The sequence below is a fragment of the Sphingomonas sp. PP-F2F-G114-C0414 genome (assembly GCF_003688595.1).
Taxonomy (GTDB): Bacteria; Pseudomonadota; Alphaproteobacteria; order Sphingomonadales; family Sphingomonadaceae; genus Sphingomonas.
In genome coordinates, this window is the sequence record NZ_RCWT01000011.1 from 328,899 (window position 1) to 354,540 (window position 25,642).

At 66.3% G+C, this 25,642-nt stretch carries 21 protein-coding genes and 1 tRNA gene; 4 read left to right on the forward strand and 18 right to left on the reverse strand.

Annotated features, from left to right (window positions below; all coding sequences use genetic code 11):
- Window positions 1-4: 4 nt before the first annotated feature.
- Window positions 5-559: a gluconokinase gene (locus tag C8J47_RS10610; protein WP_404969270.1), complete on the reverse strand. Its 555-nt coding sequence runs from the start codon at window positions 557-559 to the stop codon at window positions 5-7.
- Window positions 560-729: 170 nt separating this feature from the next.
- Between C8J47_RS10610 and C8J47_RS10615 the strand changes: the two genes are divergently transcribed.
- From C8J47_RS10615 to C8J47_RS19725, 3 genes are all read left to right on the forward strand, one after another.
- A complete protein-coding gene (locus tag C8J47_RS10615; protein WP_121885630.1) occupies window positions 730-3,786 on the forward strand; it encodes a glycosyl hydrolase family 28-related protein in 3,057 nt (1,018 codons plus the stop codon).
- A 209-nt stretch (window positions 3,787-3,995) separates the two neighbouring features.
- Window positions 3,996-6,974, forward strand: coding sequence for a TonB-dependent siderophore receptor (locus C8J47_RS10620; protein WP_121885631.1), 2,979 nt, complete (start codon window positions 3,996-3,998; stop codon window positions 6,972-6,974).
- A 487-nt stretch (window positions 6,975-7,461) separates the two neighbouring features.
- Window positions 7,462-8,490, forward strand: a complete 1,029-nt coding sequence (locus C8J47_RS19725; protein ID WP_121885632.1) for a cache domain-containing protein — start codon at window positions 7,462-7,464, stop codon at window positions 8,488-8,490.
- A 125-nt stretch (window positions 8,491-8,615) separates the two neighbouring features.
- On the opposite strand, the gene C8J47_RS10630 is transcribed toward C8J47_RS19725, so the two are convergent.
- The 8 genes from C8J47_RS10630 to C8J47_RS10665 all read right to left on the reverse strand — a co-directional run bounded on the left by C8J47_RS10630 (window position 8,616) and on the right by C8J47_RS10665 (window position 17,683).
- Complete coding sequence (locus C8J47_RS10630; RefSeq protein ID WP_259467482.1) at window positions 8,616-10,064, reverse strand: PepSY domain-containing protein; 1,449 nt, start codon at window positions 10,062-10,064, stop codon at window positions 8,616-8,618.
- Window positions 10,051-12,243 (reverse strand): TonB-dependent siderophore receptor, encoded by a 2,193-nt coding sequence (locus tag C8J47_RS10635; RefSeq protein WP_259467483.1) that lies wholly within the window; start codon window positions 12,241-12,243, stop codon window positions 10,051-10,053. The genes C8J47_RS10630 and C8J47_RS10635 overlap by 14 nt, the downstream gene beginning before the upstream one ends.
- A 53-nt stretch (window positions 12,244-12,296) precedes the next feature.
- Window positions 12,297-13,460 carry a GTP-binding protein gene (locus C8J47_RS10640; RefSeq protein ID WP_121885635.1) on the reverse strand — a complete coding sequence of 388 codons (1,164 nt, stop codon included), beginning with the start codon at window positions 13,458-13,460 and terminating at the stop codon, window positions 12,297-12,299.
- Window positions 13,457-14,293, reverse strand: coding sequence for a nickel permease (locus C8J47_RS10645; protein WP_121885636.1), 837 nt, complete (start codon window positions 14,291-14,293; stop codon window positions 13,457-13,459). Before C8J47_RS10645 ends, C8J47_RS10640 begins: the two co-directional genes overlap by 4 nt.
- Window positions 14,290-14,517: a DUF1289 domain-containing protein gene (locus C8J47_RS10650; RefSeq protein WP_259467484.1), complete on the reverse strand. Its 228-nt coding sequence runs from the start codon at window positions 14,515-14,517 to the stop codon at window positions 14,290-14,292. The genes C8J47_RS10645 and C8J47_RS10650 overlap by 4 nt, the downstream gene beginning before the upstream one ends.
- Before the next feature lie 11 nt (window positions 14,518-14,528).
- Entirely contained in the window at window positions 14,529-15,557 is a 1,029-nt protein-coding gene (locus tag C8J47_RS10655; protein ID WP_121885638.1) for a WD40 repeat domain-containing protein, read from the reverse strand.
- Window positions 15,554-16,528 carry a GTP-binding protein gene (locus C8J47_RS10660; RefSeq protein ID WP_183129073.1) on the reverse strand — a complete coding sequence of 325 codons (975 nt, stop codon included), beginning with the start codon at window positions 16,526-16,528 and terminating at the stop codon, window positions 15,554-15,556. The genes C8J47_RS10655 and C8J47_RS10660 overlap by 4 nt, the downstream gene beginning before the upstream one ends.
- Window positions 16,529-17,592: 1,064 nt before the next feature.
- A tRNA-Ser gene (locus C8J47_RS10665) sits at window positions 17,593-17,683 on the reverse strand.
- Between the two features lie 88 nt (window positions 17,684-17,771).
- On the opposite strand from C8J47_RS10665, the gene C8J47_RS10670 reads away from it, so the two are divergent.
- Window positions 17,772-18,629, forward strand: coding sequence for a peptidylprolyl isomerase (locus C8J47_RS10670; RefSeq protein ID WP_121885639.1), 858 nt, complete (start codon window positions 17,772-17,774; stop codon window positions 18,627-18,629).
- Here C8J47_RS10670 and C8J47_RS10675 read toward each other — a convergent pair.
- The 9 genes from C8J47_RS10675 to cyoC all read right to left on the reverse strand — a co-directional run bounded on the left by C8J47_RS10675 (window position 18,626) and on the right by cyoC (window position 25,638).
- The gene (locus C8J47_RS10675) at window positions 18,626-19,480 is read right to left on the reverse strand and encodes a pirin family protein (RefSeq protein WP_121885640.1); all 855 of its coding nucleotides are present in this window, start codon (window positions 19,478-19,480) and stop codon (window positions 18,626-18,628) included. The two genes, C8J47_RS10670 and C8J47_RS10675, sit on opposite strands and share 4 nt — an antisense overlap.
- Window position 19,481: 1 nt before the next feature.
- Window positions 19,482-20,054, reverse strand: a complete 573-nt coding sequence (locus tag C8J47_RS10680) for an NADPH-dependent FMN reductase (protein ID WP_121885641.1) — start codon at window positions 20,052-20,054, stop codon at window positions 19,482-19,484.
- 10 nt (window positions 20,055-20,064) lie between these two features.
- Window positions 20,065-20,859 (reverse strand): class III extradiol ring-cleavage dioxygenase, encoded by a 795-nt coding sequence (locus tag C8J47_RS10685; RefSeq protein WP_121885642.1) that lies wholly within the window; start codon window positions 20,857-20,859, stop codon window positions 20,065-20,067.
- 76 nt (window positions 20,860-20,935) lie between these two features.
- A complete protein-coding gene (locus C8J47_RS10690) occupies window positions 20,936-22,003 on the reverse strand; it encodes a spore photoproduct lyase family protein (RefSeq protein WP_121885643.1) in 1,068 nt (355 codons plus the stop codon).
- Between the two features lie 36 nt (window positions 22,004-22,039).
- Window positions 22,040-22,573 carry a response regulator transcription factor gene (locus C8J47_RS10695; protein WP_121885861.1) on the reverse strand — a complete coding sequence of 178 codons (534 nt, stop codon included), beginning with the start codon at window positions 22,571-22,573 and terminating at the stop codon, window positions 22,040-22,042.
- A gap of 20 nt (window positions 22,574-22,593) precedes the next feature.
- Window positions 22,594-23,907 (reverse strand): ATP-binding protein, encoded by a 1,314-nt coding sequence (locus C8J47_RS10700; RefSeq protein WP_056063525.1) that lies wholly within the window; start codon window positions 23,905-23,907, stop codon window positions 22,594-22,596.
- Entirely contained in the window at window positions 23,904-24,620 is a 717-nt protein-coding gene (locus C8J47_RS10705; RefSeq protein ID WP_121885644.1) for an SURF1 family protein, read from the reverse strand. Before C8J47_RS10705 ends, C8J47_RS10700 begins: the two co-directional genes overlap by 4 nt.
- Window positions 24,620-25,003 carry a cytochrome o ubiquinol oxidase subunit IV gene (cyoD, locus tag C8J47_RS10710; RefSeq protein WP_056063531.1) on the reverse strand — a complete coding sequence of 128 codons (384 nt, stop codon included), beginning with the start codon at window positions 25,001-25,003 and terminating at the stop codon, window positions 24,620-24,622. Before cyoD ends, C8J47_RS10705 begins: the two co-directional genes overlap by 1 nt.
- Window positions 25,000-25,638 carry a cytochrome o ubiquinol oxidase subunit III gene (gene cyoC, locus C8J47_RS10715; RefSeq protein WP_259467485.1) on the reverse strand — a complete coding sequence of 213 codons (639 nt, stop codon included), beginning with the start codon at window positions 25,636-25,638 and terminating at the stop codon, window positions 25,000-25,002. The genes cyoD and cyoC overlap by 4 nt, the downstream gene beginning before the upstream one ends.
- Between the last annotated feature and the right edge of the window lie 4 nt (window positions 25,639-25,642).

A 25,642-nucleotide genomic window follows, 5' to 3' on the forward strand; every position in this document is an offset into this window, starting at 1 on the left:
AGACTCAGCCTCGCGGAAACTGCGTCTCCAGCCAGGCGAGCGCGTCCTCGCTCAACCGCTCGGGCAGCAGCGCGGCATCGAGCGTGATGGCGCGCTCGCCGGCCGATGGCCGTTCGAGCGTGGCCAGCTGGCTGTCGAGCAGGCTGGGCGGCATGTAATGGCCGGTGCGGCCTGCGAGACGCCGGGCGATCTCGTCGGGCGCGGTGTCGAGCAGCACGAAGGCGAGCGGCACTGTGGAGGCTTGCGAGAGTCGCTCCCGGTAGCTGCGTTTCAGCGCGGAGCAGGCGGCTACCGCAGTTCCGGTCTGATTGGCCCGATCCTCCGCCGCCACCCCGATCGCGGCGCCGAGCCGGTCGAGCCACGGCCAGCGATCGGCGTCGTCGAGCGGATGCCCCGACTCCATCTTGGCAATATTCGCCGCGGAATGGAAATCGTCGCCTTCGAGCAGCGGACTGTGCAGGTGCCGCGCGAGCAACGCGGCCAGCGTAGACTTGCCGCTGCCGCTCACGCCCATCACGACGATGCCGTAAGGGGTCTGGGTGTTCACATGATCTGCCACCAGCGGTCGATATCCTTCGCAACGACCGAACGGCCGGGTGTCGATACGCCGCTATCGATCAGATGTTCCGGATTGGCCATTACGACCTTTGTCGCAATCGTCGCGCGCGACGCGGCAGCCTATCGCTTCCCGTACAGCGGGAAACGGCCCTCATCGAAGGACGCACAGTCATGACGGCCAGATTTACCGCCGGTTTCGCAGCCCCTCTCCTGGTCGGGCTGCTGGTCGGAGTGTCCGCCCCAGCGCTAGCCTCGACCTCGGTGTTCGCCACCGCGCCCGTCGATCCGCGTGCGATCACGGTCGCGGCGCGCGGCGACGGCGTCACCGACGACAGCGCAGCGATCCAGCGCGCGATCGATGCGGCCGCGGCCGCGTCGAAGAACACCGGCGCGGGCGGCATCGTCTTCCTGCCCGCCGGCCGCTACCGGATCACGCGCACGCTCTACATGCGGCCGGGCGTCCGCCTGTTCGGGGTCGGCAGGGCCCGCCCGGTGCTCCTGCTCGCGCCTTCGACCCCGGGGTTCCAGCGTGGCGTCGGCAGCATGGTCTTCTTCACCGGCACCCCCGCTGCAACTCCGGGATCACCGCCGGCACCGCCCGTTCCGGTCCCGCCGCCGACCAGCGTACCATTCGATCCGGCGATCGCCGATGCCAATTCGGGCACCTTCTACACCGCGCTGTCGAATGTCGATTTCGAGATCGGCGAGGGCAATCCCGCGGCCACAGCGGTCCGCTTCCACGCGGCGCAGCACGCCTATCTCAGCCATATCGACTTCCACCTGGGTTCGGCGCTGGCAGGCGTCTACCAGGTCGGCAATTTGGCTCAGGACCTGAAGTTCTTCGGAGGCCGCTACGGGATCCTGACTGAGAAGACCTCGCCGGCGTGGCAGTTCACGCTGCTCGATTCGGTGTTCGAGGGTCAGCGCGACGCGGCGATCCGCGAGCACGAGGCCGGGCTGACGCTGGTGAATACCGTGATCCGCAACGTCCCCGTCGGGATCGAGATCGATCGCGGCTATGGCGACTGGCTGTGGGGCAAGGACGTCCGGTTCGAGAACGTCGCCAAGGCAGGCATCGTCATCAGCAACGAGGGCAATGCCTATACGCAGATCGGCTTCGACAACGCGGTCGGGCAGAACACGCCGACCTTCGCGCGCTTTCGCGACAGCGGCCGCACGGTCGCCGGGCCCGCCGCACGTTACCGCGTCCGCGCGTTTACGTACGGTCTGACTCTTCCCGCGCTCGGCACCACGGGCAGCTTCGCGACGCGGATGGACGCGACGCCACTGTCCAAGGTCGACCGTCCGCGCGACGCCGCGATCCGCGCACTGCCGCCCGTATCGGCCTGGACCAACGTCCGCGATCTCGGCGTGCGCGGCGACGATGCGACCGACGACACCGCCGCGATTCAGCGCGCGATCGACGGTCACCGCGTGCTGTATTTCCCGGCCGGGTTCTACCGCGTCACCGACACGCTGAAGCTGCGTGCGGATAGCGTCCTGATTGGCCTTCATCCCAGCCTGACGCAGATCGTCCTCGCCGAAAACAGCCCGGCGTATCGCGGCGTCGGCAGCCCCCGCGCGCTGATCGAAAGCGCAAAAGGCGGCGCCGCGATCGTCTCGGGGCTCGGGCTGTTCACCGGCGGCAGCAATCCGCGCGCGACCGCCTTGCTGTGGCGCGCGGGCGAGCATTCGCTGGTCGACGACGTGAAGTTCCAGGGCGGCCACGGTACCTTTGCCGCCGATGGCAGCCGCTTCGATCCCTACAACGCGACGCATACCGCCGACATCGACCCGGCCAAGCGCTGGGACGGGCAATATGCGAGCCTGTGGGTCACCGACGGCGGCGGTGGCACGTTCAACGGCGTGTGGACGCCCGATACCTATGCCGCCGCCGGCCTCCACGTGTCGAACACCAGCACGCCGGGCTATGTCTACCAGATGTCGGCCGAACATCACCGGCGTGCCGAGATCGTCCTCGACGGCGTCCGCAACTGGCAGTTCCTCGCGCCGCAGACCGAAGAGGAAGCGGGCGAAAGCCGGGCGACCGTCGCGCTCGAGGTGCGCAATTCGCGCGACATCCTGTTCGCCAATCTCCACGCCTACCGCGTCACGCGGTCGCTCGAGCCGGCGCGCGCGGCGGTGACGCTGTACGGCTCGACCGACATCCGGTTCCGCAACGTCCATGTGAACGCGGAGAGCGGCTTTTCGACCTGCGACGCCAACGGTTGCGGCACGTATCTGCGCGCGAGCAAATATCCGTACGAAAACGCGATCGTCGATGTCACACGCGGCACCGAGATGCGCGAGCGCGAGTTCGCGGTACTGGACGTGACCGATACGCCGGCCCCAGCTGCCCCTGCCCCGCTCGCTTCCGTCAAGCAGGTCGCCGACGGCTTCTATTCGCTCGGCGGCGGCGCGGTGGATGCTGCGGGGAAACTGTATTTCGTCGACCGCCAGTTCCAGCGCATTCATGGCTGGTCGGAAAAGGACGGCCTGTCGATCGTTGCCGATGCGCCGCTCGATCCCGTCAATTTGGCGATCGATCGGTCGGGTACGCTGATCGTGCTCTCGTCCGCAGGCCCGGCGGGCACGGTCTACGCGATCGACCCGGCGAAACCGCAGGACGTGCGCGCGATCGCACCGACACCGGTCGCCGCGCGCACCGGTGCCGCGGTCGCACTGCCCGGCAGCGTCTGGAACAACGGCGAATTCCGCGATCAATACGATGCCGAGACCGACCATTTCATGACCTTGGCGGAGATGTTCGCGCGCGATGCCGCGGTCGCCAAGCCGCTGGAATATGTCTCGCCCGACAATAGCCTCGTACTGCCCGCCTACCGCGTCTGGCAGCAGGGGCCGGCGAACCATCTCGGCTGGCGCTTTTCCGATACGCTCGACACCTATGGCTTCGTCACCGGCCGGGTCGGCGCGCGCGTGCACATCGTTAACGGATCCGAGGACACGACCTATACCGGGCTGCTCGGCCGCGGCGGCGCGATCACCGACCTGAAGCGCTTCGCGACCCGCGGCGGGGAGAGCGTCGCGACCGGCCCGGACGGATGCGTCTACGTCGCCAACGGACAGGTGTTCGTCTACGCGGCGGACGGTCACGAACAGGGCCGTATCGATATTCCCGAACGGCCGCTGCAACTGCTGTTCGGCGGTGCCGACGGACGGACGCTCTACATCCTCACGCACCACGCGCTCTACACCGCCCGCCCCTGATCGCCGCTGACCGGTAGCCTCCCCGTCCCGAATGAAATGCGACGATGGTCGTAGATGCCCGGCTGCATCGCATGCGGTAGAACGCCGCGACAATCGAGCTTTGGCCGAGCCGAACACGGCCGATGCGAAGTGCAAAAAGGGGACGGATGATGGAATTGGTCACGCACGACCGGCGCTTGAGCAGAGGCCTGTTTGGTAGCGCTACTAGCATGGCGGTACTCGCGACGGCGCTGCTGTGCGCGCCGGCGATCGCGCAGACCGTCCCGCCCGCCACGACTGCGACCCCGGCCACCACTGCGGCCCCAACCGAAGCGCCCGCCGCCACGCCACAGTCGCTACCCGCCGATGCTGCAGATGCCGAGCGGTCGCCTGCGTCGGCCAGCGACATCGTCGTGACCGGCACGCGCATCACCTCAAGCGGGTTCAACGCGCCGACCCCGACGACGGTGATCGGCGAGGAGCAGATCCTCAAGAACGCGCAGCCGAACATCTTCACCACCGTGGCGCAGCTGCCGTCGCTGCAGGGCTCGACCGGCGCCAGCACGGGTACCTTCAGCACGTCGAGCGGATCGCAGGGCCTGAGTTCGTTCTCGCTGCGCGGGCTCGGCACGATCCGCACGCTGACGCTGCTCGACGGCCAGCGGGTGGTCGGCGCAAACGTGACGGGCGTGCCCGACATCAGCCAGTTCCCGCAGTTGCTGATCAAGCGCGTCGACATCGTCACCGGCGGCGCATCGGCGTCCTACGGCTCGGACGCGGTCGGCGGCGTCATCAATTTCATCACGGATACGCGCTTCACCGGGTTCAAGGGCAATATCCAGACCGGCGTGACCACGTACGGCGACGACGGCCAGGTGCTGGTCCAGGCCGCGGTCGGCAAGAGCTTCGCCGGCGACAAGCTCCACGTCATCCTGAGCGGCGAATATTCGCACGAAGAGGGCGTCGGCCCCGGCAATTTCGGCGAAGACCTCGCCGGCAGTCGCGACTGGTATCGCGCGACCACGCTGGTCGACACCGGCATCCGCAACAACGGCTCGCCGCAGTTCCTCTACCGCGATCACGGCCAGGCCTATCAATACACGAAGTACGGCCTGATCAGCGCCGGCCCGCTCCAGGGCACCGCGTTCGACGCCAACGGCCAGCCCTTCCAGTTCCAGTACGGCTCGAACGGCGTCCCCGCGAAGAACGCGGCGGGCACCGTCAACGGCTGTTATGTCGGGTTCTGCGTCGGCGGCGACCAGTCGGGGCATGTCGGATCGGGCACGTCGCTGCAATCGGGGCTGCAGCGCCTCAACGGCTATACGCGAATCGGCTACGACTTCGCCCCCGACAACGAAGTGTATTTCACCGCCAACATCGCGCAGGTGAAGTCCGACAACCAGCCCAACCCCGGCGCATCGAAGACCGGGCTGACGATCCAGTGCGCCAACCCGTATCTGCCCGCCTCGATCTCGGCCGCGTGCGCCGCCAACGGCATCACCAATTTCCAATACGGCCTGAGCAACGCGATCCTGCCCAACATCCACGTCAACACCGATCGGCGGCAATACCGCTTCGTCGGCGGGGTGAAGGGCAAGGCGAGCATACTCGGGACCAGCTGGACCTATGACGCGTCGTACGAGCACGGCATCAACACCACCGACATCCGCGTCGACAACATCAGCCTGACCGGACGCTACAACCAGGCGATCAACGCGGTCCGGCTGAACGGCGAGATCGTCTGCGCCAATGCCGCCGCGCGCGCCGGCGGATGCCAGCCGATCAACATCTTCGGCGGCACCACGCCGTCGGCGGCCGCGCTTGCCTATATCGTCCCCGCGAACGGGCCGTTCCAGCACACCAAGCAGACGCAGGACGCCGCCGCGGTCAGCATCTCGGGCGAACCGCTGACGTTGTGGGCGGGGCCGCTCGCGGTCGCTGCCGGCGCCGAATACCGCCGCGAATTCTACCGCGTGAACGCCGATCCTTACGGCGCGGGCGTGTCCGACCTCAGCCCGAACTCGACGCTGTATCCGTCCGATCCGTCGCTGCTGCCCGCCGGCAACAACTGGTATGCGGGCAATTACAAGAACGGCACCGGCAAGTACGACGTGGTCGAGAGCTTCCTCGAGCTGAACCTGCCGGTCCTCAATTCGGACACGCTGGGCCGCGCGAACGTCAACGCCGCGGGCCGCGCGACGCATTATTCAACGTCGGGCAACGTCTATGCGTGGAAGGTCGGCGGCACCTGGGAGACCCCGTTCGACGGCTTCCGCCTGCGCGCCGTCACCTCGCGCGACGTCCGCGCGCCGAACCTGTCCGAACTGTTCGCCGCGCCGACGACGACGACCGTGCCGAACTTCACCGACCCGTTCCGCAACACGCAGGTGCTGATCATCCAGAACACGATCGGCAATTCGGCGCTGCGCCCCGAAATCGCGCGCAGCACCGAAGCCGGTATCGTGCTGGCCAAGCCGAAATGGGCACCGGGGCTCAGCCTGTCGTTCGACTATTACACGATCAAGCTGAACGACGTCGTCTCCAGCCTGACCGCGGCGCAGATCGTCAACCTGTGTTTCCAGGGCAATACGGAGACCTGCGACAGCTTCAATCTGCAGAACACGGCGGGCCCGAATTTCGTCAACGTCCAGTCGTTCAACCTCGCCTCGATCAAGACCAACGGGTTCGATATCGAGGGCAGCTATCAGTGGCGCCGGCCGCTCGGCATCGCCGGCAACCTGACCGTGCGCGCGCTCGCCACGCACGTCATCAAGTTCGTCACCGATCCCGGCCTGCCCGGCACGATCCCGGTCGACAGTGCGGGCGCGAACTCGGGCGCGACCCCCAGCTGGAAATGGCTCGCGACGCAGAGCTACGACACCGATCAGTTCAGCCTCACGCTGCAGCAACGCTGGTTCAGCGACGGCGTGATCGGCAACCAGTACGTCGTCTGCTCGGCGGGGAACTGCCCGGTATCGACGGGCAACAACCCGACCATCGACTACAACAAGATGAAGGGCGCGTTCTACTTCGACATCGGCGGCGCGGTGAACGTCACCAAGCAGGTCAGCATGTTCTTCAAGGTCGACAATCTGTTCGACCATGATCCCGAGCCCTCGCCGCAGACCAACACCGGGCTCGACGTGAACCCGGCGCTCTACGACACGCTCGGCCGCTTCTACCGCATCGGCGTCCGCGCGCGGTTCTGATGGAAGGGCGGCAGGCGGCGTATTCAGCGCCGACTGCCGCCCTCTTTCAAGACGGAGAAATACCCAGGAATACCTTTTGCGGCGCGGCGAAATCGGTCGCCTGCCGGATCGACGCATTCCGCCCCAGCGCCGCTTCTAGGTTCGCGACCGGTATGTTCCGCTGGCGATGACCAGCGGGCTGGTGCCGGCCGATCCCAAGACGACATGGTCGCCGCAATCCGGGGATTGCGAGGGCAAGACCGTGATGGTGATCGCGGGCTATAGCGTACCGTCCTGACCGATCGCACCGACGCGAACCTGTGTCCGAACCGGCGCTGGTTGGTCAGGCGTCCAGTCGCGAGGACGGCTACGCGGTCGGTGCCGTCCCGTCGGCATCGACGATATTTCCGTTCGATACCATGCAGGTACGGAAGGATCGCGGGAGAATCGCCATGATGCGTTAACCATCGCCGCGTAGGGCCGCAGTCGGACTTTGAGAAAGTATACGATGCCCCGACGCATACGTGCCCTGCTGACCGCGCTGAGCGACAAGGTTACCGCGCATGCCGATCAGGCGGAGGCGATCGCCGGGCGGACCAACCTGCTGGCGCTGAACGCGACGATCGAGGCCGCGCGTGCGGGCGAGGCGGGACGCGGGTTCACGGTCGTCGCGCAGGAAGTGAAGCATCTGGCGGCAAGCGCGCGGAGTTCGGCCCGCGCGTTTCGCGACGAAGTCCTGCATTACCTGCAGCACGGCGCGGTGATCGCAAGCGAGCTGGCGAAGGACATGGAGGGCGGGCGGCTTGCCGACCTTGCCCAGTCGATCGCGGATACGCTAGCGCGCACGCTGTACGACCGCTCGATCGACGTCCGGATGCTGGCCACCGACCATTCGATCAGCGAAGCGCTGCTGCTCGGGCGTTCGTCGCCGCAGATCGAGGCGCGCGCGTTGAAGCGGTTGCAGTCGCTGCTCAATTGCTCGCCCTATTTCCTGAACGCGTTCGTCGTCGACGCGGAGGGGCATGTCGCGGTCTGCGCGCACGCGAACGCTGCCGTCCGCACGGTGAATTTCAAGAATTACGACCAGTTTCGCAGCGCCATGTCCGCGCCGCTTACCACCGAATGGATGACCGACGCGGTGTGGAGGAACCCGTGGTCGAGCGACCGCAATGTGCTGATCTACGTCGCGCCGATCCGGATCGAAGAGGTGACGATCGGCGCCTGCTATCTCGAATTCGATTTCGAGGGTCAGGCGGCGGCGGTGATGAACGTCATCAATCGCACCGCTGCCAACGCCGTCGCCACCATCATAGACCGCGCCGACCGCGTCGTCGCCACGACGGGACGCTACGCCTACCACAGCACCTATCCGCATCTGATCGCCGCCGGCGGGACAATGGTCCAGTCGTCCGACGGTCTCAACATCGCCCAGGCAGCCGTCATATCCAGCTACGGTATCAGCGGGATCGATCTGAGATGCGTCATCGAGGAGCATGTCGCGACGGATGACGAAATCAGTCGGGCATTGATGGGATAGGTCGCATGCGACGCCAAACCGTATTGCGGCTTTTCCCTATCGATCTCTTTGTTCGACCTTGGCCTCGGATCACCAATGGCTGTTTTTGAAATTGGGACCGGAGGCATTTCGAGCGAAGCCGGCGCCTAATGGATTTTGCGTAGGCGCTGGATGCCCAGCACGACGCCGGTGAGGCTGAACAGGAAGCCGAGCAGCAACGGGATCAGCACGACGATCCGACGCAGCAACGGGCGCGTGGCGAGGCCGGGTACGTTGAAAGTGTGGAGCGCGTAATAGATCCAGGCGTAGCGCGCGCGGCTGTCATCCATCACCGTCAGCAATTGCCCGTCGACGCCGTCCGCGTAGACATCGGGGAGCGCGTTACCGCTTAGCGTAACGCGCAGGGCCGTCGCAGGCCAGCCTTCCGCCAAGGCATAGGTCGCGGTCGGATCGATCGGGGCGACGCTGAAACCCGACGCGTCGGGAAATGCGACGAGCACCGCCTTGCCGATCCTGTCTTGAAGCGTCGCGGGCGCTATCCGCGTATAGTCGCCATCATAGGTCAGTGCCGTTCCGTCGGGTTGCCACGCGACCGAGAGGCTCCGACCGCCGACGACCGTGAAGTCGAGTTGCCTGGTATCCGCCGGAATGGCGGTCGGCAGGTCGTTCGGCAGCGCGGTGGCCAAGGGGGCTCCAGCATAGCGCGCTGCCTGCTCGGCGGTGGGCTGACCGCGCGAGAACAGGCGGCCGTGGTCCATCGACAGCCAGCCGCTCAGCGTCCAGCTCAGCACGAAGACGCTCGCGAACAGGCCGAGCAGATGGTGCCACCGCATCCAGCGCTGGCGGTACGGGGTAAACGACGGCGTGCGCAGACGGCGCGCCGCGAGCATGCGGATGATGCCGAGGATCGTGCCGGCCATCGCCACGAGCAGCGCGACGAACGACAGGATCCACACCGTCCGGTCCCACGTGGTGAAGCTCGACCGCAGCGGCGTGAAATACGCCCAGTGCAGCACGGCGCCGACCCAGTTCCAGCCGCGATCGGCGGCACTGGTGCGCTGGACCAGTTCGCCGGTCCTGGCCGAGCGATAGAGGCTCGTCCCGCGTCCGTCGGCGAGGTCGATCCGGTAAAACGGGCGGAGCGGATCGAAGCGGTTGTGGACGACCCACTGGTCGTAGGTAATCTTGACCGGGATCGTCGTGCCGGGCGGTGCGCCCCGGTCCGCGGCAATGTCTTCGGGGGTCAGATCGCCCAGCCGCCGACCCGATCGCGCATCGATCGCGATCGTCCCGTCCGGCGTGGTGGCGATATACGCGGGCGCACCACTCCGCTGGACGAGGCGCAACGCGGCCGGCCGGCCGGCGGCGATCGCTGCGCCGCGCGGCGAGATCGCCACCGCGCCGACGTCGATCGGCGCCTCCAGTCGCAGCTGGTCGGCGTGAGACAGCGACGGAAACGGCTTGAACAGCAACACCGCCCCACTCGCGAACCAGAGCCCGAAGATCAGGCAGGTCGCGACGCCGAGCCAGCGGTGGAACCAGACGAGCGTCTTGATCGCCTGACGACGCCGCGCGTTCGCCCTAGAATCTGGCAAGGACGCTGACCTCGAACCGGCGCGGTTCGCCCAGCATGACCTGCGCGGGGTAATAAATGTCTGCCCACTGCACGAAGGTCTTGTTCCAGACATTGTTGATCCGCCCGGTCAGCGACCAGCGCGGCGTCAGCGCATAGGTCGCGTAGACGATCCCGGTCGCATAGGGTTTGAGCACAAGGTCGTTGGCGGTGTTGCCGTAGCGCTTGCCGACATATTTGACGCCGCCGCCCGCTTCCAGCGGCAGTCCGCCGACATGCTGCACCGTCGTCCAGATATTGCCGACCCAGGCCGGGACGTTGGGCGGCGTGTTGCCCGACGCGGCGATCCCGTAGTTCGGATCGACGAAATTGGCGTATTTCGCGTCGACATAGGTCCCGCTGGCGATCACCGCCCACGCCGGAGTCACGCGCAGTTCGCCCGACGCTTCGATCCCGCGCGACCTTTGGCTGCCGATATTGCTGACGGTATCGACCGCGACCTGTGTCAGGATGTTGTCGCGCTTGATGTCGTAGGCCGCGAGCGTCAGCGTTCCGCGGCCGTGCATCAGATCGGCTTTCAGCCCGCCCTCGACCTGACGGGAACTGCTCAGGCCGAAATTCTGGTTGGCGTTGACCAGGAAGATGTTCGCGCCGACCGGATCCTTGCCGGTGCTGTACGACGCATAGGCGGTGACGTTCGGCGTTACGTCGTACACCAGCCCCGCGCGCCAGTTGAACAGCCGGTAGGTGCGGTCGAAACTCGACCCGGCGTTGAAGCTGCCATCGACGTTGAAATTCTCGCGCGTCAGATACAGCCGCTCGGCGCGCAGGCCCGTGACCAGCTTGAGCGAGGGCGTGAGAGCGAGCGCATCCTCGCCGAACAGCGCGATCTGGTCCCAGCGGGTCGGCGACACGCGCTTGTCGATCGCACCGAAAAGACCCGCGCTCGGGGTCAGCGGATCGACGCTGTCGCCATCGGGAAAACCCCGGCTGCGGACGAAATCGAGATGGCTGTAGTCGATGCCGACAACGAGCGTGTTGTCGAGGCCGAGCAGTTTGTCCTTATGCGTCAGGCTGAACTGATCGCCGAACAGATCCTGGTTGTGGAACACGAAGAAGCGATCGCGGTCGATCAGCTTGGTGGCCGCGTTGAAGACATAGTTCTCGGCGTTGATCCATTGCCGCTCGGCATGAAAATAATAGGCGGTGTTCGACAGCGTGAGGCGCTCGGAGGGCGACCAGTTGACGACGAGCCGCGGCCAGACCTGCCAGCTCTTGGCGCGGTTGTCCGCCACGTTGTAATTGGTGAAGCGCGTGCGGCGATCGACGACATAACCGTTGCCGGTCGAGAGGATCCCGCCGATCGGATCGGCGGCGAACGATGCCGGGACCAGCGGCGTGCCGAAATAGGTGGACAGAGTGTCCTTGAGATAATCGACGCTGAACGCGATCGACAGCGTGTCGCGCGGTTTGAACAGCACCGCGCCGGTGGCGTTGAACGAGGTGGAACCGGCGCGATCGACGAAGCCGTCGGTACGATGATAGCTGACGTCGGCGCGGGCGGCGAGCGTGTCGCCGAGGCGGTGATTGCCGCCCAGCCCGACGCTGGCCGTGTCGAACGACGCATAGGATGCGAGGGCTTGCAGGCTGTCGACTGCGAAGTCCGGGCTCTTGTTGACGATGTTGACCGCGCCGCCGATCGCGCCCTGCCCGTAGAGCACCGACGCCGGCCCCTTGAGCACGTCGATGCTGGCGATGTTGAAGGTGTTGCCGGGGCGATTGATCATGTTCGCGGGCCCGAGATACAGCCCGTTGTGCAGCACCGTGATCTGCTCGCCGGTGAAGCCGCGCATCGAGAACAGCGAGGGATCGCCCGGCGAGCCCCCCGAGGTGACGCCGGGCAGGCTGACCGTCGCCTCCTCGACGGTGCGGAACCCCCGCGTGAGGATCTCGTCGGCACCGATCTGGTCGATCGTGGCCGGCGTCTCGCGGATCGACAGGCCGAGGCGGCTCGCGGTCGGCGTCGCGAGGTCGAGCTGGCGCAGCCGCCAGCCCGTCACGGTAATCTCCTCGCCCGCGGCCGGTACGGACAGCGACGCGGTCGGCGTGCCGTCCTCAGCGATCGCCGCCGTCGAGGCGCCGCACAAGGCGGTCGCCGCCGCGGCACCGCGCACCCATGACTCTATGATCGTCGTGCGCACCGATATCCCCCATTTTCCATATTATCGCCCCGCCCCTGCGGTCGTCGTGGTCGTCAGCCTCTGTCCGGGATCAGTCCACCCCCTGCCCCTAGGGTCATCGCGTCCTCCCCGACCAGACCGAAATGCTCGAGCCCCAGGGTCATGAGCGTCAGCGTGCCGCGCAGATCGGCTTCGTCGAGGTCACGGGTGATGAACACGATCCGGCTGCGGCGATCCTCGCTTGGCCACGCGTCGAGCCGGACCGGCGGGTGGAAGATGTGCTGGACGCCGTGGATCACCATCGGTCGATCGACGCCCTCGACGTTGACGATACCCTTCACGCGCAGGATGTCGGCGCCCTTGAACATCGTCAGGATGCCCAGCCAGCGCTCGAACGCCAAGGCTGGAATGGGGTCGTCGAAGGTCAGGCAGACCGAGCGGATCCGGTCGCCGTGGCGATCGACGTCGTGATGATGGTGCCCGTGATGGTGGTGGTCGTGATGGTCGTGATGGTCGTCGTCATGATGGTGGGGGGCCGGGCTCGTATAGGCTTCGGCGTTCAGCCAGCGGCGGACGTCGTGGCTCTTGGTCGTCGGATCGTAGAGCCCGGCCTCGAACAGCAGGTCGGGATCGACCGCGCCATCGATCGCCACCGTGATCGGCGCCGCGGGGTTGAGCGCGTGCAGCCGCGCTTCCAACGCAGCACGCGCGTCCGCACCGACCAGATCGGTCTTGGTCAGCAGCAGCCGGTCGGCGACCGCGGCCTGCTTGATCGACTCCTCCTGCGCATCGAGTGTCGCCATCCCCGTCGCGGCGTCGACGGTGGTGATGACACCGTCGAGCCGGTACAGCGTCTGCAGGCGCTCGTCGGTCATCAGCGTGTGCAGAATCGGCGCTGGGTCGGCGAGACCGGTCGTCTCGATCACCACCCGGTCGAACCAGCACTTGCCGTCGCGCGCGAACCGCCACGGCGCCTCGCGCAGCGTCCGCAACAGGTCGCCGCGGATGGTGCAGCACAGGCAGCCGCCCATCATCTCGACGACCATGTCGTCCTGGCTGCGGACGATCAGGTCATGGTCGAGCCCGATCGAGCCGAATTCGTTGATGATGACGAGCGCGCGCGCCATCCGCGGATCGCGCACCAGCCGATTGAGCACGGTCGTCTTGCCGCTGCCGAGAAAGCCGGTGAGGACCGAGACCGGGATCAGCGCACCGGGTCCGGTGACCAGGCCGGTCATGCCGCGCCTTCCAGAGCGGGACGACTGGCCTTGCGGGCGAGCCAGGCACCGCGGGCGAGCAGCACCGCGACGATGGTGGCCGCGCCGACGCCGATCGCTGTGAAGGTCCGGTCGTCGAGGTCGAGCGCGAAGCCCGCGGCCTCCGACGCCGCGAACAACGCCATGCCGTAGGACAGGCCGACGATCAGCCAGCCGACCGCGCGCCGATACCGCATGACCAATCCACCTGCGCCGCGACCCGCCCGCTGGCTCGAGCGCAGCAATCGGCTGACGATCTGGCTGTCCAGCGTATCGGCGAGCACCATGCCGATCGTGAAGGCCAGCGCGATACCGGCGGCGGCGGCGGGCCCGCCCCGCGTCGTTGCCGCTGCACCCCAGGCGGCCGCCTGGGTCGCGGTGTCGAACACCAGCCCGAACACGACGCCGATCGCGACGACCGCCGCCGGGTGCGTGCTCGACCGCAGCGAGCGCGGCACCAGCCCTGCCCGCCACCCGACCGGCGCGTACGCGCGGTGTCGCAGCAGCGCGACGAAATTGAGCGTGCCGACCAGAATCAGCAACGCGATCACCATCGTATCGACCAGCGTCGCGGTCCAGCGCGGCACGACGATCCAGTGCGCGAACAGCGACACGCCGATCGCCACGACCGCCACCGCGAGACTGTGGCCGAGCGCGAACAGCGTACCGGTCCAGGGCGACAATCGAGGCCGCTCCTCGACCATGCGGAAGACGATATTGTCGATCACCGCGACGTGATCGGGATCGAGCCCGTGGCGCAGGCCGAGCACGAACATCAGGCCCAGCGTGGGCAGTGCGAACGAGGGATCTGTCATGCCATGTCTTCCGAGATAGTGTCGGGGTCTTCCGAAATTGGGTCGGGCGCCGGTTCCGAGGCGACGATGCCGCGCGCGGCCAGCTTGGCGAGGCGGCGGGGCAGCTCCGCCTGGATCCCCAGCAGGGTCGGCCGCGCCGCCTTGCGCCAGCCGCGGCACTCGACCTGCGTGCGCCCGCAGGCGACGCACCAGCCGGTGCGCCCATCGAAGCGGCAGATATCCACGCACGGGCTCTTCATGCGCGCGCGGCCATGTCGAGAATGCCGATCCGGCCGTCCTCGTCGCCCCAGCCGAGCCGGGTGCCGGCGTCGTTCCAGCTCAGCGCGGTAATGGCGGCGCCCTCTTCATCGACCAGCAACGGACGATCGTCGCCGGTCTGCGTGAGGACGACGACGCCATCGTCATATCCGACCGCGAGCAGGTCGCTACGGGGATGGCAGGCGACGCGCGTGACGATCGTGCCCCGCCGTTCGGTCAGCAGCAACGGCGGCTTGTCCATCGGGCCGCTCTTGCCATCGAACGACCATAGGACGGCGCACGCATCGCCACTGGTCGCCAGCCATTTGCCGCGGCGATCCCACGAGAAGCTGCGCGTCTTGGCGACGTAGCCCGACATCCGCATGTCGCGCAGATCGGGAAGCCGCCAGCCGTGGAGCCCGGTCTCCTGCAACGCGGTGACGACATAGCGGCCGTCCGCGCTCATCGTGCAGGCGAGGTGCGAGCCGATCCAATCGAGCGCGACGCGGCCGCTGCCGGCGGTCGCGGCATAGAACAGGCTCACGCCGCCATAATGCGCGACGGCCAATCGCTTGCCTTTACCGTCGAGTGCGAGGCCGCCGATCGTCGAACCGATCGCATAGCGGTGCGAGGGTTCGGTGGCGCCGGGCGTCCAGACCACCGCTTCGCGACCGACGCCGGCGACGATCAGGCCCGAGGCGGGACTCGCCACCAGATGCTCGACCCAGCGTCGGTCGAAGCGGCCCAACTCCAGAACATCGCCATCCGCCGCCACGCGGCATACCCGGCCATCGTCGCCGCCGGTGACGATCGAGCGTCCATCGGGATGACGGCACGCCGCCAGGATCGCACCGCCGTGCACCGGATGCGCGGCGACCTCGCCCGCGTCGGTCATGTGCCGCACGCTGCCGTCGCCGAGCGTCAGGCACGCGTCGTCCCCGAGCCACAGGATCGCGGTCGGCTCCGCACCGACCTCGGCACGGCGGCCGTGGCTTTGCACCAGCGCTTCACGCATCGCGTCGATCATCGGTTGGCAGGAACCGCGCAGGCCTCGAACCCGGCGCGCAAGGCGACCGGATCGAGGTTGCGGCCGATGAACACCATCCGGCTGGTGCGGACCTCGTCCGGCTTCCAGTCGCGCTGATGATTGCCGTCGAGCAGCATGTGGACGCCCTGCACGACATAGCGCTGGTCCTCGTCGGGGAACGACAGCACGCCCTTCAGCCGCAGGATGTCCTGCCCCTGGACCGCGGTCAGGTTGCGCAGCCAGGGCATGAACAGCTCGGGCCGGATCGCCGTCGCCGAACTCAGCGATACCGAGGCGATCGAATCGTCATGCTCGTGATCGTCGTCCGACAGGAAGTCGGGTTCGATCTCGAGGATGCGGTCGAGGTCGAAGGCGCCGCGTTCCAGCACCTCCTCGAGCGGTACGACGCAGTTCTGCGTTTCGTGCAACCGCGCCTGGCCGTTGATCGTGCGGACGCGCTGGCGCACCACCTCAAGCTCCTGCGCGGTCACCAGATCGACCTTGTTGAGCAGGATCACGTCGGCAAACGCGATCTGCTCCTCGGCTTCATGGCTATCCTCCAGCCGGGCGAGGACATGGCGCGCATCGACCACGGTCACGATCGCATCGAGGCTCGCCCGGGCGCGCACGTCGTCGTCCATGAAGAAGGTCTGCGCGACGGGCGCGGGATCGGCGAGGCCGGTGGTCTCGATGATGATCGCATCGAAGCCGTCCTTGCGCTTCATCAGCCCCTCGATGATGCGGATCAGGTCGCCACGGACGGTGCAGCAGATGCACCCGTTGTTCATCTCGAACACCTCTTCGTCGGCGTCGACGATCAGGTCGTTGTCGATGCCGATCTCGCCGAATTCGTTGACGATGACCGCATATTTCCGCCCATGATTTTCGCTGAGGATGCGGTTCAGGAGCGTCGTCTTGCCCGCGCCCAGATAGCCGGTGAGAACGGTGACGGGGATGGTCGATAATGACACTGAGAGAATCCTATGCGATGATATAGCATCTCCTATATGACCTATTGTCGAACGCGGCAACGGTGGTGAAGGTGTTCCCCCTGCGGTAGCGGCATCAACTCAAGCAGCCCGGTTCACCGCAATGCGATGAATTTCGCGGTCACGATATGAGCCGGCACCAGATGACTGGCCTCATAAAGCAGCGACGAACTGTCTCACCGCGGACGACCAAATCCGACTATCGCGATTTCCTTTGTATCCGAAAGGCCAAAGCTCCTGGTGAGCCGGCGGACGATGGCAATGACCAAGCCGCACACTGACATCCGCTGTCCTCGACGCATCTGCGGTTTTGGCTCAGTTCGGGATGAACCTAGTGCAGACAACTGCGGCTCGCAAATATCGCATGCGATTGCCGGCTGACGACAGAGGTCGAAGTGGCAGATCCGAGCGGCCGAGCCATACGCCTATGCCTTATCTGTTCATGCAGGCTTCAGACGTCGTTATCAGGTGTCCGGTTTCTATATTATCGGTCCTTTTGACCGGGTTTTAGTGTACCAATTGAAATGCCGTTTCGGAATATACCCGACGAGGCGCGGCAGTGCCGCCTCCGTGTCACCATCAGTGCGTGGCGAATCGTCCAGAGGCATATTGAGTTCCAGTAAGGCATAGAGCTCCAACAGGTATCGGTCGATAGGATCAGCGACCAACAGGAACCTCACCATCATCGCTGATACCGCATCAACGTGTCGGGGAAAGCACGCTCCAAATATCTCGCCAGCGTGTAGCGCCGCGCGTGATCTCGTCTGTGTATCGGAGGCTACAATCCCTGGTTCCCTTCGTGCTGGTTTGGACGCGAATGACGCCAAATTATGGTTTGCGGTCCAATGCGCGCGTAATCGCTGCCGCATGTTCCGTGTGCGTCCGAGGTTGTGAACCGAACCGCTACTGTCGATCAGCGAATAAGTCCCGGGCGCTGCCGGATGCCTGCGGCGTCAAGAGACGCATTTAATTACGTCGGACGGACTGAGGCATAGGAACCCCAATGATTCCAAAATCCATGCAAAACAATGGCTTGCGCATGGGGGTGGCGGAGCGGGTGGGATTCGAACCCACGATACGCTTTTGACGTATACTCACTTTCCAGGCGAGCGCCTTCGACCACTCGGCCACCGCTCCGCATTGCTCTGGAAGCGGGTCTGCTAGTGCGGGTTTCGCGCGCGCGCAAGCGATTGCGTGCGGGGACGGCCTCGGGCACTCTGCGGAGATGTTGAATATCCTTCTCGCTGCCATGCTTGCGCAGGCCGTTCCGGCGGCCGCGACGCTCCCGTCCGATCCGGTGCCGGCGGACTGGGTTGCGGTCCCGGACGACGAACTAATGGTCTTCACCCTGGCCAATGGGCACCGGTTTACCGTGCGGCTGGCGCCTCGCTATGCGCCGGTGCACGTCGCGAACATACGCAAGTTGGCGCGGGCGCATTGGTGGGATGCTGGGACGAGCGTCTACCGGTTGCAGGACAATTACGTCGCGCAATGGGGTGATGCGACGGAGAAGAAGGCGCTGGTTGAGGGTGTGGTCGCGAATCCACCGGCGGAATATTCGCATGCCGGGCCGACGACGGTGGCGCGGCTGTCGCAGCGCGATCCTTATGCCGAATGGGCGGGGTATAGTCGCGACGGGTGGCCGCTCGCGGGCAATGGCGCGACCGAGTGGGTGCCGCATTGCTACGGGATGGTCGGCGTCGCGCGCGATCTGGCGCCAAGCACGGGGAGCGGCGCTGAGCTTTATACCGTGATCGGGCATTCGCCGCGGGCGCTGGACCGGAACATCGCGGTGGTCGGCCGCGTGATCGACGGGGTCGAGTGGCTGTCGTCGCTGCCGCGCGGGACGGGGGATCTGGGGTTCTACAAGACCGAGGGGGAGCGTAGCCCGATCGTGTCCGCACGCCTCGCGAGCGAACTGCCCGCCGCCGAGCGACCGCATTTCGAATATCGCGCGGCGGACAATCCGCGGTTCGTGGCGTGGATCGCCTCGCGCGAGAACCGGGCGGGGCCGTTCTTTACGGTGCCTGCCGGGGGCGCCGACATCTGTGCCGCGCTGCCCCCGGTGCGTAAAGTGCCCTAGCGGATGACGGGCGGCTTGCCGAACAGGCCGGCGTTATAGTCCTCGATCGCGCGGACGATCTCTTCGCGGGTGTTCATGACGAAGGGACCGTGGGAGACGACGGGCTCGCCGATCGGGTCGGCGTGGCCGTAAAGGATTGTGGCGGGGGCTTCAGTCTCAACAGTGATGGTGTCGCCCTCGTTGCCGAATGTGGCGAGGTGGTGCGGCTTGATGGGTGTGCCGTTGGCGGTGGGGGCGCCGGCGACAACGTAGAAGAACACCGCGCGGCCGGTTGGGGCTGGCAGGTCGACCTTGGCGCCGGCTTCGAGTTCGACGGTCATCATCGCGACGTCGGTCAGGGATTCGATCGGGCCCTGTCGTCCGGCAAACGTGCCGGAGATCAGGTTCACGGTGCCCCCCTCGACCGGGATCGCGGGAATGTCCTCGCGCTGGAGGCCGGTATAGGCGGGCTTGGTCATCTTGAGGCGGCCGGGGAGATTGACCCAGAGTTGCAGGATCTCCAGCGGGCCGCCGTCGCGCTTGAATGATGCGGGCGAGATCTCCGCATGGATCAGGCCCGAGCCAGCGGTCATCCACTGGACACCGCCTGCGCGAATGACGCTTTCGTGGCCGCCGCTGTCGAGATGCGCCATCTCGCCCTCGAGGATGAAGCTCACCGTCTCGAAGCCGCGGTGCGGATGCGGGCCGAACGGCAGGCCGCTGTTGCCGGGGCGATAGGTCTGCGGACCGTGATGGTTGAGGAACAGGAACGGATCGACCTGCGGCAGGCCGGCCCCCGGCAGCGGGCGTCGTGTCACCAGGTCGGCGATATCGTCGCGCTGGGCGGGATACTGGTTGAGGACGTGGCGCATGTCAGGAGGCCTCGCGGTCGGCTGCGGTGGGGCGGGCGATGTCGGCGAGCAGGTCGTCGATGCCGGCGACGAGGAAATCGAGCGTGCGCTGGTCGGTCAGGCGACCGTCGGCGATCTTCTCGTGCACGGCGCCAACGACGGCTTGTGGGCGCAGGACGGTGCGGGCGCCGATCGAGGCCAGCGTCTCGTTCAGTTGCGCGTGCGCACGCGCGCCGCCGACTGCGCCGGGCGACGAGGTGATCGTGAAGACCGGCTTGCCCGTGAGCGTCGCCTTGCCGTGCGGGCGTGAGGCCCAGTCGAGCGCGTTCTTCAGGACGCCGGACATGCCGTGATTGTATTCGGGGGACGCTATGACGATCCCGTCAGCGGCGCCGATTGCCGCGCGCAGGGCTGCGACGGCGGCGGGGGGCGTGTCGGTGTCGGCGTCCTGATCGTAGAGGGGCACGTCGTTCAGCGCGAAGACCGTCAGCGCTGCCTTGTCGACGATTGCGTCGCCTAGCGTGGTCAGGATCGCGGTATTGTACGAGCCGCGGCGCAGGCTGCCTGAGATCGCGAGCAGGACGGGAAGAGCCATGGGAATTCCTTTAGTTGAAGCGGTAGCCGGAAATCGCGGTTTGCAGCACGCGCTCGTTGTAGACCTGCGCACCGGGCTGATCGGAGGCGCCGGCGGCGACCATCAGCGGGAGGAGATGCTCTTCTCGGGGATGCGAAAGACGGCCGGCGGGGGCTTCAGCCCAGCCGGCTAGCGCTGCCGCTCGGGCGGGCGGTTCGGACTCGACCGCGCCGGTCAGCCATTGGTCGAAGGCTTCGGACGGCGCGGTGAAGCGGGGGTCGCCGTAGCCCCGCATGTTGTGGAAGCTCATGCCCGAGCCGACGATCAGGACGCCTTCGTCGCGTAAGGGAGCGAGCGCGCGGCCGGCGGCGGTGTGAAGTGCCGGGTCGAGATCGCGGTCGACAGACATCTCGACGACCGGGATGTCGGCGTGGGGGAACGCGACCTTCATCGGGATGAAGACGCCGTGATCGAGGCCGCCCGTGGGGTCGACATTGGCGGTCAGGCCGGCTTCGCGGAGCAGGTCGGCGGCGCGGGCTACCAAGGCGGGATCGCCGGGCGCGTCGTAGCGCAACTCATAGGTATGCGCCGGAAAGCCCCCGTAATCGTAGATCAGCGGCGGCGTTGCGGCGCCGGTGAACGCGAAGCCGCGCGTTTCCCAGTGGCCGGAGACGACGAGGATCGCCTTGGGCTTTTCGGGGAGCGAGGCGGCGATCGACCGGAGGTACGCGGCCATGCCTGTCCAGTTACCGGCGGGGTCGTCCATGAAGAAACAGGGCCCGCCACCGTGCGGGATGAAGAGCGTGGGCTGGCGGGTGTTTGTCATAATCTCGAGGTAGGCGGCGGTGGCGGCGACCGGAAGGCCGCGAATGGCAACGCTGCGTTGCCGGTTGGCGCGGCGGTCAGGTCCAGTAGAGGATTCGGGCTTGGGGGAGCTTGGCGGCGATCTCGTCCTGGAAGAAGCTGCGGAGCGCGCGCATCGTGTCGGCGTCGTAGACGTATTTGACCGAGCCGAACTTGGTGCGTTTCTCGGTGCGGTTGGCCATGCTGAGGTCGAGCGACGAGCCGGGGTACCAGGTTTCGAGCACCGCCTTCGATCCCGGCGTGTAGCGATGGGTGATCAGTTCGATCGTCACGTCGGGCACGTCGGCGAGCACCCTGCCCGCCTCCGCGAGCAATGCGCCATACGCCTCGCGCCAGCCTTCGGCGGCGATGATCGGGGCAACCGTCAGGCCGATCTTGTAGCCGGCGTCCGCCATTTTGCGCAGCGCGAGCAGGCGGGCCGCGACTGGGCTCGTGCCGCCCTCGAAGCGCGCATAGGCGGCGGGGTTGATCGAGGCGCGCATGCGGGTGCGGCCGCGATGGTCTAGCGTCAGCAATGGCTCGACTGCGTCGAACTTGGTGGTGAAGCGCAACTGCACGTCCGCCTCCCACGCGCCGAAATGCGCGATCAGCGCGGACAGCGATCCGGTGACGTGCTCGATGCCGAGCGGGTCGGTGTAGCAGGATGCCTCGAACGTCGTGCCTTCGTGCGCGCGGGCGGTCGAGCGCGACGTCACGGTGCCCTGGCCGAGGTGCGCGGGGAGTTCGGCGAGGATCTCGGGCAGGTTCGCATAGACGCGCGTTATGGGCGGCCCTTTGAGCGAGCCAGCAAGGTAGCAATAGCCGCAATGCGCGGGGCAGCCTTCGGCGAGGTCGATCCGCCAGTCCGCGCTGGGGGCGATCGGCTGGAGCTTCCGTTTCGAGGGCGGCGCGACGACGAGCGCCAGCGTTGCCTTGGCTTCGGCATAGGCGCGGCGGGAATCGTCGGGGAAGTCGAGTTTGAGGCGGTCGCTCGGTAGCGTCGTGACCGGCACACCCAGCGCGGTTGCACGCGCTGCGATCTCGGCACCGTGATCCCAACTCAGCGCGGACGGGGTCGCTAGCAGTCGCTTCGGCTGCCAGAGGCGTGAGGGTTTTGGCGCTGGCATCGAACGACAACGCGCGCCTTCGGCGAAGCGTTGCGACTATTTTACCGGGCGTTTCTCGAGCTTTCGCGCAAGCGTGCGGCGGTGCATGCCGAGGCGGCGTGCGGTCTCCGATATGTTGAAGTCGGTTTCGGCGAGCGTGGTGTGGATGCGCTCCCATTCGAGCGTCTTGATCGAGGTCGGGCGCTCGGACAGTTCGGTGTCGACACTGCCCTCGGTGCGATCGAACGCGGCTTCGATGTCGTCGGTGTTCGAGGGTTTGACGAGATAATGCGACGCGCCGAGCTTGATCGCCTCGACCGCGGTGGCGATGCTGGCGAAGCCGGTGAGGACGACGACAAGGATCTCGGGATCGTGTGCGTGGAGCGTCTGGACGCAGACGAGGCCGGACGCACCGCCCAGCTTCAGGTCGACGACCGCGTAGCGTGGGGTGCGCTCGGCGAGTTGCTCGACGAGTTCCTCGTGGCTGGCCGCCTGCATCACTTCGTAGCCGCGGCGTTCGAACGAGCGGCGGAGCGTGCGGGCGAAGGTCTCGTCGTCCTCGACGATCGCCAGGAGTTTCGGTGCGGTTATGGCGTCCGTCACGGTGTCCGTCATGACAGGGCGATCGCGGAGAGCGGCATGCGGATCGTGACTTCGGCGCCGCCGCCTTCACAGTTTACGACCGACACGCCGCCGCCAAGCTTGCGCATGACGTTGACCGCGAGGAACAGGCCGAGGCCGTGGCCGGGTTCGCGCTTGCTCGACTGATAGGGTTTGCCGAAACTGGCGAGGCGTTCGTCGCTGAAGCCGGGGCCGCGGTCGCGGACGATCAGCGCGAGGTCGCCGTCGGTGCGTTCGCCGCGGAAAGCGACCCAGTGCGGCGAGGCTTCGGCGGCGTTGTCGAGCACGTTGGCGATCACCTGTTTCAATGCGGGGTCGGAGACGACCTGCGGATCGTCGCCGACTCGGGTGGTATAGTCGAAATCGACCGACGGGTGCACCGCGCGCCATTCGTCGACGATTCCGTCGAGGAGCTGGTGAAGCGGCATGATCTCGGGCGCTTCGCCGCGCGCTTCACCAGCCGACAGGAGAATGCCGGTGACGATCGCCTTGCAGCGTTGGACCTCGGACTGCATCTCGACGATCTCGGCCTGGAGGTCGGCGTCCTGCGCGAGCGTCGGCATGCGGCGCCAGTCGGCGAGAATTACGGCGATCGATGCGAGCGGCGTGCCGAGTTCGTGCGCGGCGCCGGATGCCAAGAGCCCCATGCGGACGATGTGATCCTCTTCAGCGGCCTGCTGGCGAAGGTCGGCAAGGCGCGTGTCACGGGCGCGCAAGTTTCCGGTGATGCGGGTCATGAACAGCATCAGCAGCGTCGCGATCAGCATGAAGCAAAGCAGCGAGCCGATCGTGTAGAGCAGGAAATACTCGCCGCTGTAATCAGGGGGCAGGATCAACGGGCGGTAATAGAGCGTGAGCACGCCGAAACAGGCGGCGGTGACGGCGACGATCGCCCAGCTCGACCAGCGATCGAGCAACACGGCGCCTAGCACGACGTGGAGCAGATAGAGCGAGATGAACGGGTTGGTCGCGCCGCCGGCGAGATAGAGCTGCGTGGTGAGCAGGCCGACGTCGAACAGCAGCGCAAGCAGCAGCTGGATGTTCGCGCCCTTGCGCCAGCCGTACAGCGGCATGCTCGCGAGGTTGAGCCCCACGGCCGCTGCAAGTGCGGCCATCATCGGGACCAGCGGGAGGTCGAAGCCGAGGCCGAAGCGCGCGAACAATATGGTGACGAACTGGCCGGCGACCGCGATCCAGCGCAGCGTCACGAGCTGGCGCATGTTGGCGTTGCCGGTCGCGTCGGTGCGCGCGGTGGCGAGCGCGAGCCAGCGTTGCCAGCCTTGGCGTGCCGCCTCCGAGGTCATGCCGCCTCTTGCCGCTTGCGCGCATCCTGGCGGACGAACACGACGAACGCACCGATCGTCATCGCGGCGAGCGCGAACCAGGTCAGCATGTAGACGAGGTGGTTGTTGGGGAAGGCGATGATCGTCAGGCCACCGACCGGGGCGGCGCTGCCGGACTTGTCCGCATCGACGAAATAGGGGGCGACGTTCGACAGGCCGCGCGCCTTGGCGATCGCGGCGACGTCGCGCGAATACCATTTGCCGGTGGCGGGATCGTTGTGGCGCAGGAAGCCGCCGCCGGGCTCGGTGATGCGGAGATAGCCGGTCATCGTGACCGGGCCGGTCGAGTTGGTATGCGCGACGCGCTGCTCGGGCGAGACATAGCCGCGGTTGACGAGGACGGTGAAGCCTTGGGCGGTCCGCAAGGGCGTGACGACCCAATAGCCGCTGCCGAGGGCGGTGGCTGCACGGACCAGGGTCTCGCGCGAATTATCGAGGGTGCCGTCGAGCCGGATGCGGCGATAGGCATCGCTGGTGGCGGTGATCCCGTTCCAGGAGCCGGGTCCGGGCGGAGCGACGGGCGTGGCATGTGCACGCGCCGCGACCTGTTTGATCAGGTTGAGCTTCCAGGTGCGGCGCTCGACCTGCCAGATGCCGAGCGCGATGAACCCGGCGAACAGCAGCAACGCGACCAGGCCTGCGACATAGACGGCAGGGCCCGGTCGCGTCTTCATCACATGTCTGCCGCGGCCTGCATGGGCATCATGTTCGTGTTCATGTGGTACATTACCCAGATCGATCCGCTGAGCGTGATGACGACGAGGATGATCGTGAAGATCAGCGCCATCATGGTCCAGCCGCCCTCCGACTTGCCGCTCATGTGCAGGAAGTAGATCATGTGGACGACGATCTGCGCGACCGCGAACACCATCACGACGAGCGCGGCGGTCGAGGGATCCTTGAACGCGCCGGTCATGACTGCCCAGAACGGGATCGCGGTCAGGATGACCGAGAGGAAAAACCCCTTGAGGTAGCTGCCACGCGTGCCGTGTGCTGCGCCGTTGTCATGATCGTGATCGGCGTGCGGATTGTTCGCCGGTGCTTGGGGGTCGCTCATCGCAGGGTGCCCATCAGATAGACGAAGGTGAAGACGCCGATCCAGATGACGTCGAGGAAATGCCAGAACATGCTGAGGCACATCAGGCGGCGCTTGTTAGCGGCGATCAGGCCGTGCTTCTGGACCTGGACCATCAGCGTGACGAGCCAGATCAGGCCCATCGTGACGTGAAGACCGTGCGTGCCGACGAGCGTGAAGAACGACGACAGGAACGCACTGCGGGTCGGGCCAGCTCCCTCATGGATGAGGTTGGCGAACTCGTACATTTCGATCGACAGGAACGCGAGGCCGAACAGGCCGGTGAAGACCAGCCACATTTGCATGACGCGCTGGCGACCTTCCTCCATCGACAGCATCGCGAAGCCGTAGGTGATCGACGAGAACAGCAGCATGGCGGTGTTCACCGCCACCAGCGGCAACTCGAAGATCTCCTTCGGGCTGGGGCCGCCGGCATAGCTGTTGCCGAGCACGGCATAGGCCGCGAACAGCACCGCAAAGATGAGGCAGTCGCTCATCAGGTACATCCAGAAGCCCAGCATCGTGCTGCTGCCTTCCGGATGTTCGTGCTCGTCGATGTCGTAGAACGAGACCTTCTCGGTCTCGTTCACGCCATCCTTCATGGGTATTGCGGACATCGCG

Excerpts from the sequence above, each read along its gene's own strand:
- C8J47_RS10615 (WP_121885630.1), top strand. The coding sequence starts at position 730 with ATGACGGCCAGATTTACCGCCGGTTTCGCAGCCCCTCTCCTGGTCGGG.
- C8J47_RS10620 (WP_121885631.1), top strand. The coding sequence starts at position 3,996 with ATGGCGGTACTCGCGACGGCGCTGCTGTGCGCGCCGGCGATCGCGCAG.
- C8J47_RS19725 (WP_121885632.1), top strand. The coding sequence starts at position 7,462 with ATGCCCCGACGCATACGTGCCCTGCTGACCGCGCTGAGCGACAAGGTT.
- C8J47_RS10640 (WP_121885635.1), bottom strand. The coding sequence starts at position 13,460 with ATGACCGGCCTGGTCACCGGACCCGGTGCGCTGATCCCGGTCTCGGTC.
- C8J47_RS10645 (WP_121885636.1), bottom strand. The coding sequence starts at position 14,293 with ATGACAGATCCCTCGTTCGCACTGCCCACGCTGGGCCTGATGTTCGTG.
- C8J47_RS10655 (WP_121885638.1), bottom strand. The coding sequence starts at position 15,557 with ATGATCGACGCGATGCGTGAAGCGCTGGTGCAAAGCCACGGCCGCCGT.
- C8J47_RS10670 (WP_121885639.1), top strand. The coding sequence starts at position 17,772 with ATGTTGAATATCCTTCTCGCTGCCATGCTTGCGCAGGCCGTTCCGGCG.
- C8J47_RS10675 (WP_121885640.1), bottom strand. The coding sequence starts at position 19,480 with ATGCGCCACGTCCTCAACCAGTATCCCGCCCAGCGCGACGATATCGCC.
- C8J47_RS10680 (WP_121885641.1), bottom strand. The coding sequence starts at position 20,054 with ATGGCTCTTCCCGTCCTGCTCGCGATCTCAGGCAGCCTGCGCCGCGGC.
- C8J47_RS10685 (WP_121885642.1), bottom strand. The coding sequence starts at position 20,859 with ATGACAAACACCCGCCAGCCCACGCTCTTCATCCCGCACGGTGGCGGG.
- C8J47_RS10690 (WP_121885643.1), bottom strand. The coding sequence starts at position 22,003 with ATGCCAGCGCCAAAACCCTCACGCCTCTGGCAGCCGAAGCGACTGCTA.
- C8J47_RS10700 (WP_056063525.1), bottom strand. The coding sequence starts at position 23,907 with ATGACCTCGGAGGCGGCACGCCAAGGCTGGCAACGCTGGCTCGCGCTC.
- C8J47_RS10705 (WP_121885644.1), bottom strand. The coding sequence starts at position 24,620 with ATGAAGACGCGACCGGGCCCTGCCGTCTATGTCGCAGGCCTGGTCGCG.
- cyoD (WP_056063531.1), bottom strand. The coding sequence starts at position 25,003 with ATGAGCGACCCCCAAGCACCGGCGAACAATCCGCACGCCGATCACGAT.
- cyoC (WP_259467485.1), bottom strand. The coding sequence starts at position 25,638 with ATGTCCGCAATACCCATGAAGGATGGCGTGAACGAGACCGAGAAGGTC.